This is a genomic window from Labilibaculum antarcticum (assembly GCF_002356295.1).
GTDB classification, from domain to species: Bacteria; Bacteroidota; Bacteroidia; order Bacteroidales; family Marinifilaceae; genus Labilibaculum; species Labilibaculum antarcticum.
In genome coordinates, this window is record NZ_AP018042.1 from 5,123,803 (window position 1) to 5,136,561 (window position 12,759).

At 33.6% G+C, this 12,759-nt stretch carries 13 protein-coding genes and 1 pseudogene; 9 read left to right on the plus strand and 5 right to left on the minus strand.

Annotated elements, in window-relative coordinates:
* Positions 1 to 10: 10 nt before the first annotated feature.
* Positions 11 to 1,354 carry a tRNA (N6-isopentenyl adenosine(37)-C2)-methylthiotransferase MiaB gene (gene miaB / locus ALGA_RS20520; protein WP_096432490.1) on the plus strand — a complete coding sequence of 448 codons (1,344 nt, stop codon included), beginning with the start codon at positions 11 to 13 and terminating at the stop codon, positions 1,352 to 1,354.
* Positions 1,351 to 2,631 (plus strand): tRNA (N(6)-L-threonylcarbamoyladenosine(37)-C(2))-methylthiotransferase MtaB, encoded by a 1,281-nt coding sequence (mtaB, locus tag ALGA_RS20525; RefSeq protein ID WP_096432492.1) that lies wholly within the window; start codon positions 1,351 to 1,353, stop codon positions 2,629 to 2,631. Before miaB ends, mtaB begins: the two co-directional genes overlap by 4 nt.
* Before the next feature lie 40 nt (positions 2,632 to 2,671).
* Here mtaB and ALGA_RS20530 read toward each other — a convergent pair whose 3' ends face one another.
* Positions 2,672 to 3,796: a universal stress protein gene (locus ALGA_RS20530; RefSeq protein ID WP_096432494.1), complete on the minus strand. Its 1,125-nt coding sequence runs from the start codon at positions 3,794 to 3,796 to the stop codon at positions 2,672 to 2,674.
* Between the two features lie 227 nt (positions 3,797 to 4,023).
* Here ALGA_RS20530 and rpsF point away from each other — a divergent pair, with 227 nt between their 5' ends.
* The 5 genes from rpsF (at position 4,024) to ALGA_RS20555 (ending at position 8,149) form a co-directional block, all read left to right on the plus strand.
* Positions 4,024 to 4,374, plus strand: coding sequence for a 30S ribosomal protein S6 (gene rpsF / locus ALGA_RS20535; protein ID WP_096432496.1), 351 nt, complete (start codon positions 4,024 to 4,026; stop codon positions 4,372 to 4,374).
* A 3-nt stretch (positions 4,375 to 4,377) separates the two neighbouring features.
* Complete coding sequence (gene rpsR, locus ALGA_RS20540; protein ID WP_096432498.1) at positions 4,378 to 4,647, plus strand: 30S ribosomal protein S18; 270 nt, start codon at positions 4,378 to 4,380, stop codon at positions 4,645 to 4,647.
* Positions 4,648 to 4,668: 21 nt separating this feature from the next.
* Entirely contained in the window at positions 4,669 to 5,112 is a 444-nt protein-coding gene (gene rplI, locus ALGA_RS20545) for a 50S ribosomal protein L9 (protein ID WP_096432500.1), read from the plus strand.
* A gap of 870 nt (positions 5,113 to 5,982) precedes the next feature.
* Positions 5,983 to 6,687 carry a TapB family protein gene (locus ALGA_RS20550; protein WP_096432502.1) on the plus strand — a complete coding sequence of 235 codons (705 nt, stop codon included), beginning with the start codon at positions 5,983 to 5,985 and terminating at the stop codon, positions 6,685 to 6,687.
* A 130-nt stretch (positions 6,688 to 6,817) separates the two neighbouring features.
* Positions 6,818 to 8,149, plus strand: a complete 1,332-nt coding sequence (locus tag ALGA_RS20555; RefSeq protein WP_096432504.1) for a cobyrinate a,c-diamide synthase — start codon at positions 6,818 to 6,820, stop codon at positions 8,147 to 8,149.
* Here ALGA_RS20555 and ALGA_RS20560 read toward each other — a convergent pair.
* The 3 genes and pseudogenes from ALGA_RS20560 to ALGA_RS23705 form a co-directional block, all read right to left on the minus strand.
* Positions 8,121 to 8,990: a fructosamine kinase family protein gene (locus ALGA_RS20560; RefSeq protein WP_096432506.1), complete on the minus strand. Its 870-nt coding sequence runs from the start codon at positions 8,988 to 8,990 to the stop codon at positions 8,121 to 8,123. The two genes, ALGA_RS20555 and ALGA_RS20560, sit on opposite strands and share 29 nt — an antisense overlap.
* Complete coding sequence (locus ALGA_RS20565; RefSeq protein WP_197705636.1) at positions 8,987 to 9,457, minus strand: low molecular weight protein-tyrosine-phosphatase; 471 nt, start codon at positions 9,455 to 9,457, stop codon at positions 8,987 to 8,989. The genes ALGA_RS20560 and ALGA_RS20565 overlap by 4 nt, the downstream gene beginning before the upstream one ends.
* A gap of 142 nt (positions 9,458 to 9,599) precedes the next feature.
* A pseudogene (locus ALGA_RS23705) lies at positions 9,600 to 9,707 on the minus strand (zinc ribbon domain-containing protein); the annotation flags it as partial.
* 471 nt (positions 9,708 to 10,178) lie between these two features.
* On the opposite strand from ALGA_RS23705, the gene epsC reads away from it, so the two are divergent.
* Together epsC and cysK are read left to right on the plus strand one after the other, a co-directional pair.
* On the plus strand, positions 10,179 to 11,018 hold the full coding sequence (gene epsC, locus ALGA_RS20575; protein ID WP_096432508.1) for a serine O-acetyltransferase EpsC: 840 nt from the start codon (positions 10,179 to 10,181) through the stop codon (positions 11,016 to 11,018).
* A 13-nt stretch (positions 11,019 to 11,031) separates the two neighbouring features.
* Positions 11,032 to 11,943: a cysteine synthase A gene (gene cysK, locus ALGA_RS20580; protein WP_096432510.1), complete on the plus strand. Its 912-nt coding sequence runs from the start codon at positions 11,032 to 11,034 to the stop codon at positions 11,941 to 11,943.
* 105 nt (positions 11,944 to 12,048) lie between these two features.
* Here the strand turns inward: cysK and ALGA_RS20585 are convergent, their stop codons facing one another.
* Positions 12,049 to 12,726 (minus strand): carboxypeptidase-like regulatory domain-containing protein, encoded by a 678-nt coding sequence (locus ALGA_RS20585; protein WP_096432512.1) that lies wholly within the window; start codon positions 12,724 to 12,726, stop codon positions 12,049 to 12,051.
* Positions 12,727 to 12,759 lie beyond the last annotated feature (33 nt).

Genomic DNA, 12,759 nt, shown 5'->3' on the forward strand with positions numbered 1-12,759 from the left:
AATTTTTAAAATGAAATATCATCTTGTATCATTGGGATGTCAAATGAACGCTTCGGATGGAGAAAGAGTTCGTTCGGTAATTGAGAATATGGGTTATCGGTGGACTGATAATGAAGAAGAAGCAAATTTAATAGGAATTTTGGCTTGTTCTGTCCGCCAAAAAGCCATCGACAAAGTATACTCCAAAATTCATAAATGGAATCAATGGAAAGATAAACGTAACCTAATCACATTTGTTTCTGGTTGTATATTACCTTCCGATTTTGATAAATTTCTCAAATTATTTGATGTGATTTTTCAAATGAAAGATCTACCTAAATTACCTGAAATGATTCAGCAGTATGGGATTACAACTCCTGTTGGTTTGCAACAAGGCTTTGATTCTCAGAACGAAAACATTTCAGAATTTTGGAATGTTAAACCTCACTATACTTCAGATTTTGAGGCTTTTGTGCCTATTCAAAATGGTTGTGATAAGTTTTGTTCGTTCTGTGCGGTACCCTATACCCGAGGTCGTGAAGTTTCTCGGCCCTCAATCGAAATTGTTGACGAAGTTAAAAGTTTGGTAGAAAAAGGATATAAGTCTATCACTTTGCTTGGACAAAATGTTAATTCGTATGGTCTGGATAAAAAAGGCGATGAAATTGATTTTCCAGAATTACTCCGTAAAGTTGGAGAATTAGGAAATGAATTGAAAAAGGAATTTTGGGTTTATTTTACCTCTCCCCATCCGCGCGATATGACTGACAAAGTTATCGAAGTAATTGCTCAATATAAACATTTAGCAAAGCAAATTCACTTGCCTGTTCAATCTGGGGATGATAAGGTACTTATCCACATGAATCGCAAGCATGGAATGGAGAAATACCGTCAAATTGTTCACACTATTAAAAGGTTAATTCCGGAGGCTACCCTCTTTACAGATATCATTGTTGGTTTTACCGGTGAGAGTGATGAGCAGTTTGAAAATACCCGAAAAGCAATGGAGGAATTCAAATACAATATGGCTTATATTGCTGTTTATTCTCCGCGGCCAGGTGCCTTAAGTCATCGTTGGTTCGACGATGTAAGTCTGGATATTAAGAAAGAAAGACATCATATTTTAACGAAGGATTTAAAAATTCATTCGAAAAATTACAATATGACCATGGTGGGTAAAACTTTTCGATTATTGGTGAAAGGCAAGGCGAAGCATGATGGTTACCTTGCCGGATTAACGGAAGGAAGAATTAACGTTCGGTTTTTATCTCAGGATGAGAGTCTAATTGGAGAATTTGTGGATATTAAAATTACATCGACAGCTGATTTTTCAGTTGAAGGTGAACTGGTAATAATAAAAGAAAGTGTAGCGTGAAAAAAGTGGCCTTTAAGACCTTAGGGTGTAGATTGAACCAATATGAAACGGATGCTTTGGCATCTCAGTTTCAAGCAAACGATTATGAACTGGTTTCGTTTGATGATCCCGCAGATGTTTATGTAATTAACTCATGTACAGTAACTCATCAAAGTGATCATAAATCGAGGAATTTCATTAATCAAGCGAACAAACGGAATAAAGATTCGGTTCTTGTAGTTACTGGTTGCATGGCCAATAATGCTAAAGAAGAATTAGAAAATCGTGAAGAAATAAATTATGTGGTTGAGAATGATCAGAAAACATCTGTGTTTTCCCTAGTGGAAGCACATTTTAAAGGAGAGATTATTCACCCCTCGAAATTAAATGCTGATTTATTTTCATATGGGTCTACAGATAAGGGGTTTCACACCAGGAGCATGATTAAAATACAAGATGGATGTGATAATTTTTGCACCTTTTGTATTATTCCTTCAGTTAGAGGAAGAGCGGCAAGCAGACCGATTCAGGATATTCTTACCAATATAAGAGAAGTAATTGCACAAGGAGCAAAAGAAATCGTTATAACAGGCGTAAACATTGGTAGGTATGAGTTTGAAGGCTACAAATTCGACGATGTAGTTGAACAAATTTTAGATTTGGATGGTGAATTTAGGCTTCGAATTTCCTCAATAGAACCAGATGGTTTTGGGAATAAATTCTTAAGCCTTTTAAATCATCCGAAAATGACACCGCATTTACACTTGTGTTTGCAGAGTGGTTCAGAACCCATCCTGCTTCAAATGAGAAGAATGTATACGGTTAAACGTTTTAAAGAAATTGTAAACAAGGTGAGATCTATCAATCCTAATTTTAACATCACTACAGATATTATTATTGGTTTCCCAAATGAAACTGAAGATGATTTTTCCGCAACTTGTGATGCGATTAAAGAATTGAATTTTGGCCATGTGCATACTTTTAAATATTCTATTAGAAAAGGGACAAGAGCTGAGCGAATGCCCGAACAGATTGATGAGAGAATAAAAACTAAAAGGAGTGAAATTATTCGGAATTTATCCGACAAAATAAAAAATAACTACAGGAAAAGTTTCATCGGGAAAACGCAAACTATTTTAGTTGAAAAAACTGATGGTGAGATTGGCAGCGGATATGGGGAGTATTATATTCCGGTTCAGTTTTCTGGAGTTAACATTCAAAAGAATAAATTCTATAAAGTGAATATTACCGATATGGAAGACGGTTCAGATCCCGTCTTAAAAGGTGAAATGATATAAGAAAAAGACGCAATTGAATTGCGTCTTTTTTTGTATTAATCTAATGAAAAACCAATATTGGAATGTGTGTTTTAATGAACAGTTTTCTTGACATCTGACCAAAAAACATACGTTCCAATAAATTATGCTTTCTAGCCAAAATAGCTATCGCACCTATGTTATTATCTTGCACATATTTTTCTATGCCTTTCATTTTATCCTCAATCTGAATGATTGAGCAGCTAACATTTGATTCACCAAGTGTACTTTTCAAATATTTTCTCATGACTTCCATTTGGTGTTGCTCCATAATATTATCCTCTTCGATATCATTGAAGTGAACACAATGAATTTTCATGTCATAGGGCTTGGTAATGTATTTTAAGTTGGCCATTGCCCTAAAATCAGCTTTATCAAAATTGGTTGCATACATGATATTATCAATCTTATCAAAATCAACAAGCTCTCCTTGATCCGACAATATCAGAATAGGCACTTCCGTTTCTTCAATAACATTTGTGACTACACTTCCCAAAAGATTGGTTGTTCCGGCTGTTTCTCCCCTACTTCCCATAATCATTAAGTCGGGCTTATAAGTATTGCAAATGTTTAATATTTCGGAAGACGCAGTTCCTCCACTTAGGGCATAATCGACTTCAATCCCTTCAATTTTTTCAAGTTCCAATTTATTTCGTAAATCGTAATATAATTCTTTAATTCTTGCTTTTGCATTCTTCTCAACTTCTGAAAGGACTTCTACAACAGTGGCATTGTAGGTGTAACTGTCAGAGAATGGAATGGTTTCTATTGCTGATGCGAAATAAGTATGAAACAATAAAATATCGGCATTAAACTTCTTGGCAATACTCATAGCATATTCGCAAATACGAGGTGAGAAATCAGAAAAATCGACAGGAACCAAAATACGATTCACTTCAATTTTTTGCTGAGGAAAGGCTTTTTCAAAATCCTCCTGAGCATAACTCAATTCCAATTCTTCAATTATTTTAAGAGCCTGAGTTAAATCCTGTGCTTTTATTCTTAATTTTACACCTCCACCAATGGCAGATTGTATTAAATTGAGATTTTTCAGAAAGCATTCTACACCTTCTGATTCTAAACGAGTTTTAAGCAACTGTGCTCTGGAGTAGCTATAAGTTGCTAATGTTATCATCCTGTCCTTCATAGCTATTGGTTTTATTGTTCGTTAGTCTTAAGTTACAAAAAAAAGAGATAGTGAACAAAGCGATTTTTTAGAGGAAAGAATGGGTACTAAAATAGATTCTAAATATAATATGCATCCTATGTCGCAATAAAACCCTAGTATTCTTGAAATATCAAAAAAGAATAGTTAATTTTGCGCCTTAATATAGAACAGTTACTTAATAAGTAATTAATTAAACAAACAAAGTTATGTTGAATCATTATGAAACCGTTTTCATTGTAACTCCCGTTTTATCTGAGGCTCAGGTAAAGGAGGCGGTAGAAAAATTTAAAGCCCTTGTCATCGAGAATGGTGGCGAGATGGTTAATGAGGAGAACTGGGGACTGCGCAAGTTGGCTTATCCAATTCAAAAGAAAAGCACTGGTTTTTACCAATTGCTTCAATTTGATGCTCCAGGCGACGTTATCGAAAAATTGGAATTAAATTACAGACGTGATGAAAGAGTCATTCGTTTTTTAACTTTCAAACTTGACAAGCACGCTTTTGAGTATTCTATTAAAAGAAAAGGAAAACTTAAATCTAACAAAGAGGAGAAGTAAGCTATGGCACAGAATCAATCAGAAATTAGATATTTAACCCCTCCATCGGTTGAGATCAAAAAGAAAAAGTATTGTCGTTTTAAAAAGAACAAAATTAAATTCATCGATTATAAAGATCCTGAATTTTTGAGAAAGTTCTTAAACGAGCAAGGTAAAATTTTACCTCGTCGTATCACTGGTACTTCATTGAAATACCAAAGAAAAGTAGCTACAGCTGTTAAACGTTCTCGTCACTTGGCATTGCTACCATACGTAACTGACATGATGAAATAATCTTTAAACAGGAGGAACGAAATGGAAGTAATCTTAAAACAAGATATTCATAGCTTAGGATATAAGAACGACATCGTAGTTGTAAAAAACGGTTACGGTAGAAATTATTTGATTCCTAAAGGAATAGCTACTCTGGCAACAGAATCAGCTAAGAAAATGAATGCTGAAAATATGAGACAAAGAGCTCATAAAGAAGAAAAAATAAAGAACGAAGCTTTAGAAGTTGCTAAAAAACTTGAAGGTGTTACCTTAAGTGTAGGTGCTAAAACTAGTACTACTGGTAAAATTTTCGGTTCTGTTAACAACATTCAAATTGCTGAAGCATTAATTGCTAAGGGATTTGAAATTGACAGAAAAGTGATTGCAATCAAAGACGTTGTTAAAGAGATCGGTAAATATACCGCAACTATCAAACTTCATAAAGAAGTTAAAGTTGATATCGAATTTGACGTTGTTTCTGAATAATCGCTTCGATAATTAATTAATTTAAGTTTATAACAGACAAACTTAAAACTTTTCAAACAGACAGATTAAAACCACCCTGATTAACGCTTGGGGTGGTTTTTTTATACCTTAGGTTTTCCAAAATCCTGAGTCCAATAACTTCCAGCTCTTCCTACTCCCACTTCTGTAATACTGGAATATATACTTTTGGGACAGCATCCTTGGCTGGTAAGCCATCCATCCATACACTTTCTTCGGAAGTTACCCCATTGCAATATTCTCACATACACTGAAATAAATAGATCCTACGTCGCCTATTATCTCAAGGAAAGTTCCCTCATTAAAAGATTTGTGACTGAAAAAATCATTATTCAGCTTATCATTACTATGCTTAAGAGTAGCTGTTTCAAGTTTACTGTTCCAAGCAATTGAATCAACTGGGGGATAATACCGATTGGCTTTCTATTAATTTGATGGAAGTCAGGAACACCCTCTCGGCAAGCTTCCTTCAACTGATGGAAGTGCTTATCCTGAAATAGCTTGATTATTACTTGATTTTGAATAGTTGTATTGTGTGTCTTTTCTGAAGTGGCTCACTAAAATTAATATCATCTTTGGAACCTAATATCAATAATCCAGATAATAATATCAGGCAAACTGTATAAAACACTTTTCTCATTTAGAATAATTTAAAGATGATTAAATGTGGATTGAGTGTGAATTTGGTTGAAATAGAAGGATGAATATTTTCTTTATTTATAAGTAATTTGGAAGCTAATTTATATGGATTTTAAAAATTATTGGAAATATGTAAAATATTGTTTCCAACTTAAAGGATTATATGTAATTTTAAGTACTGAAAATAACTAGTTCAGCTATCAAATTTTGTCTATGAGAATATTCTACACCATATTTATATTACTATCATTTTCACTCTCTTCTTTTGGACAAAGAGACAATACATATTTACCTTCTAAAAGAAACTTTAGAATAAAATACGTATCCTACGACTCGAAAGATCGAAGAGAATATTCTGAAATTTGGCAATTGGTTGGTAAATCAAAATCGAATGGTTTAATTCAGTACAATATTGAATCAGAGATTACCACAAGAAAACACAATACATTTTATCAATATTTCAGATTAGTTACTAAGGATTCTATCTTTTTTATCGGATCAGAAAGATATCTTGATCCTAAAAAATTGGATTCCTATCAGAAAATGGTAATTAAAATCTCATCAGACAGCGTTGCTATACCTGTTCGGCCTAGAATAGGACAAATGTTACCTGAAGCGAGTTGTGAAGCCAGTATCTTACGAGGGACAGGATCAGTTTTGATGTCGATGAATGTTCTACTTATTAATCGAAAGATAGATGCGATGGAAAACATTAGTACTCCAGCAGGAAACTTTAATTGTTTTAAGATTTCAACGGATAAAATTACTTACGGGGGAATCAATAAAAGTAAAACCAAGATATTTGAATGGTATGCTATTAATGTTGGTTTAGTTCGGGTGGAAGAATATCAATCTAACGGAAAATTAATATCCTATAAAGTATTGGAATCACTCGCTGAAGATTTTTTCCTACCGTAAGACTTATCAGTTTTTGTTTCTAATTAATTCTTTTCTGAAAAACATGGTTAAAGCATGAAATGAGTTATATCCTCTTGCTTTAATGCCTTGATTATTCAACTTTTTTGACTTCTTATTTTGTAACTTAACAATGGACAAAAAACCACAGTTTTTAATTGCGGCTCCTTCCAGTGGATCAGGAAAAACGACTATTACCCAGGGATTATTACGCTATTTAAAGAATAAAGGATTGCGTGTTCAACCGTTCAAATGTGGCCCGGATTATTTAGATACAAAACACCATGCCTGGGCTGCCGGCAATGTTTCGATCAATCTGGACACCTTTATGAGCAGTTATGAGCACGTTGAGGAGATTTACCATAGATATTCAAGTCGATCTGACGTTTCGGTAGTAGAGGGTGTTATGGGGCTTTTTGATGGGGCGAAGAAAATGGAGGGGAGTTCAGCACAAATTGCTGAATTATTAAATATTCCAATAATTCTTGTGGTTAATGCTAAGGCAACTGCTTATTCTGTTGCTCCATTACTGTATGGATTTAAAAATTTCTATCCGGGAATTAATATTGCCGGTGTTATCTTTAATTTTGTTGGCAGCGAATCACATTATCAATTTTTAAAAGATGCTTGTGAAGATGTAGGTGTAACTCCTTTAGGTTATGTTCCTAAAAACGATAAACTTCATTTGCCATCCAGACATCTTGGCTTGCAAATTTCTGATTCATTGCAGTATGACGCAATTATAGAAGATATTGCGGAACATATCTCACAAACAGTTGACATAGAGAAATTAATTCAGATCTCGACAACTCAATTTCAAGAACCAAGAACAAGTAAAATCAGTCAAAAAGGGAAACTAAAAATTACGGTTGCTAAGGATGAAGCCTTTAATTTTACTTATCATGAAAATTTAAAAGCGTTAGAACAATTAGGAGATGTAACATATTTCTCCCCTCTTAAAGATCATGAATTACCTTTTACTGATCTGCTTTACCTTGCCGGAGGCTATCCTGAACTTCATCTTAAAGAATTAAGTTCGAATACTACTATGCGAAAGGCAATTAACAACTATTGCTCACAAGGTGGTCGTGTATTGGCAGAGTGCGGTGGAATGATGTATTTATGCGAAAGTATAATAGATTCAGATTCTATTGAATATCCAATGGTAGGATATTTAGAGCAAAAAGCCACTATGGAGAATATGAAACTAAAATTGGGGTATCGAAAAATTAATATTGATAACAATATTTGTTTTGGACATGAATTTCATTATTCTAAAATTCTTAGTCCATTACTAAAATACTCTGTGGGAGAAATTTATTCGGCGAGAGATCAAAAATTAGATACACTGTTGTTTCGGAAACAAAATACTGTAGCTTCCTACATCCATTTTTATTGGGGCGAAAAGAAAATTACTGATATTTTTTTTGGAAATACTAATGAAGATACGACCAAACAAGTCTAACTGCTTGTCCGTAATAGCTATTTCCAAAGAGATTCAGATGATTAAGAACATGATACAATAGGTAAATATTCTCTCTGTAATCATAGCCTTGTGGAAGTGGCATTTTTTTTTGATAAGATCTGTAAAAATCATCACTAAAACCACCAAAGAGTTTAGTCATGGCTAAATCAGCCTCTCGATGACCATAGTAAACTGCCGGATCAATTAAGCATGGGTTAGAATCTTCATCGCATAAAAAATTACCGCTCCATAAGTCTCCGTGCAATAAAGTTGGTTTTTCTTCGCTTCCTTCTAAAATCTCTTCTATTCGACCTTCTAAAATTAGAAATCCATTTTTTAATTCATTACCAACCAAACCATTGCTTTCGGCTAATTTATATTGATACAGCAGGCGTTTATTATAATAGAAATCGCACCAATTAACAGTCTCTGTATTCGTTGCACTATTTATTTGAGGAGTAGCACCAATATAGTTGTCTTCCTTAAATCCGAATTTACTTGCGCTCCTTTTATGTAAATTTGCCATTTGTGTGCCAAATCGACTGAAAAAATCCTTATTCTTATGTCCTTCCTCAATAAATTCAAGTAAGAGAACATCTGTGTCGACATAAAACACTTCAGGAACTCGAATACAAGCTGTTTTACGAATTTCTTTTAATCCGTTCGCTTCTTTAAAAAATACATCTTCATTGTACGGTTCCGTCTTTAAAAATGCGTATTGTCCATTTTCAAATCGAATTTGATTTGAAGTAGCAAAACTCCCACCAGAAATAGATTTAAAACCAGTGATTTTCTGACCGATTAAATCTTCAATTCTAGAAAAAACGCCCTCAATTCTCATGTTATATCTTTAAGTAAGCCTTCACAGGCATCTTCAATTATATCAAGCACTAATTCGAACCCATCATCTCCCCCATAATAGGGATCGGGAACAGAGCTGTAATTTGAATAACGAGTACAATAGGCGGTTATTAACTTCACCTTATCTAAATCAGATTTATTTCTTGCTAAAGCTTTAATATCAGTTGTATTTTGCTGATCCATTCCAAAAATAAGATCGAATTCATCAAAATCACTTGCCGCATCAAATTGTCTGGCAATACTGGTTAAATTATAGTTTCTTAACGAAGCATGTTTTCTCATTCTTCCGTCGGCTCTGTCTCCTGTATGCCAAGCTCCTGTCCCTGCAGAATCACATTCAAATTCATCAGTCAATTGATACTTTTCAATATATTCATTCATTACTGCCTCGGCACTCGGTGATCGGCAAATATTTCCCATACAAACAAAAAGTAATCTCTTTTTCATCCACAGCTATTTATTGTTTTCTTTTACTAATAAAATTATTAATCAGGATTTAAAAACGGCTGATTTCAGTATTAATTCGTAAAAAACAAAAGATATTCACGAATTGACTGCCGCTAGCTTTATACATTTCAATATACGAACATCAGGTAGAGCTAACAGTGGTAAACTTCTTGGTTTCACCATTAAATATCTTAGAAAAAATTCCACCTATTGCCCTGAATTCATTAGTTTCGTAGTCTTGATTTCCACAAGTGAGACACTTGTAACCCGCTTAGTTCATAGTACGTCATTAAATCTGCTTTATATAATAAATATAATAAAATAGATCTACAGCTACTATTTTTTGAAAAAATAAATAACAATTTATTAACAGAAATAATAAGACCTATAACTCCTTATTAGGATTTTTTTTATAAGTTTGTACTACGAAACTACAAAATGGAAAGAGAAATAATGCATATCACAAACAACTATAAAATCCGAGTCTCTTCGGATGTGTTTGCTATGCAATCCATTAAATCACAATCTCCAAATTATTCCCAAGATACTTTTTCTATCAACTATAACAACAATCAGATTTATTGTTGCTGTTGTTATTTAGGTTGTTATTGTTGGTAATAAAGAATAAACTACTACATAATAATAAAATATCGCGCTAGGTGATTCTTATATGTTATAAGATTATCTTATGTGTTTTGATCACTTTTAAATCAAGAAAACAATGTCTTATTTGTCCAAAGTTATGGAGGAATTACAAGCTTCAAGAAAAAATTCAGAATTCGATATGCCAAGTCGTGATTTAGCTCAACAATTTGTAGAAGAGGCTATGAATTCGCTGTTTCCAATCAATGCCAGAAGATCAAATAGTAGCTGTGAGCAAGAGGCCCTGCTTTATCAATTAGAGTCCATATTGAAATTACTATTACTTCCTGTTAAAAATGAATTAGAGGCACCCCTTGAAAAAATAACGCATGATTTCATGAAAACTTTACCCAAGGTATATCGTGATCTACTATTGGATGCGGAAGCCATTCAGAAATTTGATCCTGCTGCAAGTAGTCTAGGAGAAGTAATTATTGCTTATCCAGGCTTTTTTGCAATTCTGGTATATCGCATAAGCAATATTCTTTATCATTTAAATGTTCCCTTAATTCCACGATTAATGAGTGAATATGCACATACCAAAACAGGAATCGATATTCATCCCGGAGCAACCATTGGTGAATCTTTTTTTATTGATCATGGGACTGGGGTTGTTATAGGGGAATCAGCCATTATTAAAAATAATGTTAAGATTTACCAAGGTGTTACACTTGGTGCCTTGCAAGTTAAAAAGAGCATGGCTAAGAAAAAACGACACCCAACTGTTGAAGACAACGTAATAATTTATTCAAACACGACCATTTTGGGTGGCGAAACTGTGATCGGAAGAAATAGTATTATTGGTGGTAACGTTTGGTTGACTTCGAGTGTAGAGTCGAACAGTATTGTTTATCACAAACATGAAACTAAGGTTAGAACGAAGCTTGACGAAAGTAAAATTATAAATTTCCAAATATAAAAAATGTAGCTGTATGAAATTAAATAATATTTTAGAAGGAATTGGCAAAACTCCTGTAGTTAAAATAAATAAGATTTTTGATAAGAATTCGAACGTGTGGATGAAATTGGAAAGATCTAATCCTGGTGGAAGTATTAAGGATAGAATTGCCCTATCAATGGTCGAAACGGCTGAAAAAGATGGATCACTAAAAAAAGGATCTATAATAATCGAACCTACTTCTGGTAATACAGGTGTTGGTCTAGCTATGGTAGCAGCCGTTAAAGGATATAAGATCATTTTGGTTATGCCAGAATCCATGTCGGTTGAAAGAAGGAGTTTAATGGCCGCTTATGGAGCTGAATTTGTACTTACCCCAAGAGAACTTGGTATGAAAGGTGCTATTCAAAAAGCTGAAGAGCTACTCGCAAGCAATGAAAATTCATGGATGCCTTCTCAATTTGATAACGATGCAAATATCGAAATTCATAGAACTACAACTGCTAAAGAGATAATTGCTGATTTCCCTGATGGTTTGGACTACCTTATTACTGGTGTTGGAACTGGAGGACATATTAGTGGTGTTGCTGAAATTTTAAAAGCTAAATTTCCAAAACTTAAGGTGTTTGCTGTTGAGCCAGAAGGTTCTCCTGTAATTTCTGGAGGTGCACCAGGTCCTCACCCATTACAAGGTATTGGTGCAGGCTTTATACCGAAAAATTTAAATACCGAAATTTTAGATGGGACTATTTCTGTTGGAAAAGATGAAGCTTTTTCAAAAGTAAAAGAATTAGCTACTAAGGAAGGTATTCTTGCAGGAATTTCCACGGGAGCTTCATTAGCTGCCGTTGCTAAAAAACTTACTGAAATTGAAAACGGAGCAAGTGTTCTAACTTTTAATTACGATACAGGAGAACGATATCTTTCTGTTGAAGGATTATTTTAGAAAATAAGAAAAGTCCATCATATTGTGAACTGCACCCCAAATGTCGTGTCCGACTTTTGGGGTGCAGTTCATTGATGGCCTTTTATTTTAGATGAACCCCCAATGTTATTTTTTTGTTCCCTGTTTTGTTTTTATTACGACTACTCCATTCGCTCCTCTTGACCCATACATTCCAGACATCGAAGGCGTAAGAATATCTATACTTGCAATTGTAGCAGTTGGAATACTTTCTAAGGCATTAAAATCGAGAATAGAGCCATCTATTTCAATTATTGCAGCACTCGATTTTTTAAGTGATTTTACTCCCCTAATAGTAATTTCATTATTTTCTATTTTAACTCCAGGATATTTAGCTTTAATTATTTGTAACACATTATCATAACTCGAAAAATCGTTCTTTTTTGCATTTTTTTCAACTAATTTTAAAAAATCAGTCATTTTTAAAATATGACCATTTGCAATTGCAATTTCAGCAGCCTTTGGTTCATTAGATAATTCAAGAAAAATGACTGTTTTTTTATCCTTAGATTTAATTTTATATTTTTTATCCTTGAAACCTTTAGCAGTTACTATTAATTTATTCTTAGACTTACAAACCAGTGTAAATTCACCTTTATTATTAGTTTTAACGCTTTCGCCACTATTTTGTATAACAATATTTGCATTTACAATCGGAATGGATTCAAAAGCTAAAACAGTTCCCTTCACATTAATTTGAGCATGTAAATAAAGAATTGAAGCAAATATGAATGTAATCGTCAAAATTATTTTTTTAGACTTCATAGTTAAGAGTATTTAAATATAAAAAAATCGATT

What these genes read in the sequence shown, in the direction of transcription:
- miaB (WP_096432490.1), top strand. Translation starts at nt 11, where the DNA reads ATGAAATATCATCTTGTATCATTGGGATGTCAAATGAACGCTTCGGAT.
- ALGA_RS20530 (WP_096432494.1), bottom strand. Translation starts at nt 3,796, where the DNA reads ATGAAGGACAGGATGATAACATTAGCAACTTATAGCTACTCCAGAGCA.
- rpsF (WP_096432496.1), top strand. Translation starts at nt 4,024, where the DNA reads ATGTTGAATCATTATGAAACCGTTTTCATTGTAACTCCCGTTTTATCT.
- rpsR (WP_096432498.1), top strand. Translation starts at nt 4,378, where the DNA reads ATGGCACAGAATCAATCAGAAATTAGATATTTAACCCCTCCATCGGTT.
- rplI (WP_096432500.1), top strand. Translation starts at nt 4,669, where the DNA reads ATGGAAGTAATCTTAAAACAAGATATTCATAGCTTAGGATATAAGAAC.
- ALGA_RS20550 (WP_096432502.1), top strand. Translation starts at nt 5,983, where the DNA reads ATGAGAATATTCTACACCATATTTATATTACTATCATTTTCACTCTCT.
- ALGA_RS20555 (WP_096432504.1), top strand. Translation starts at nt 6,818, where the DNA reads ATGGACAAAAAACCACAGTTTTTAATTGCGGCTCCTTCCAGTGGATCA.
- ALGA_RS20560 (WP_096432506.1), bottom strand. Translation starts at nt 8,990, where the DNA reads ATGAGAATTGAGGGCGTTTTTTCTAGAATTGAAGATTTAATCGGTCAG.
- ALGA_RS20565 (WP_197705636.1), bottom strand. Translation starts at nt 9,457, where the DNA reads ATGAAAAAGAGATTACTTTTTGTTTGTATGGGAAATATTTGCCGATCA.
- epsC (WP_096432508.1), top strand. Translation starts at nt 10,179, where the DNA reads ATGTCTTATTTGTCCAAAGTTATGGAGGAATTACAAGCTTCAAGAAAA.
- cysK (WP_096432510.1), top strand. Translation starts at nt 11,032, where the DNA reads ATGAAATTAAATAATATTTTAGAAGGAATTGGCAAAACTCCTGTAGTT.
- ALGA_RS20585 (WP_096432512.1), bottom strand. Translation starts at nt 12,726, where the DNA reads ATGAAGTCTAAAAAAATAATTTTGACGATTACATTCATATTTGCTTCA.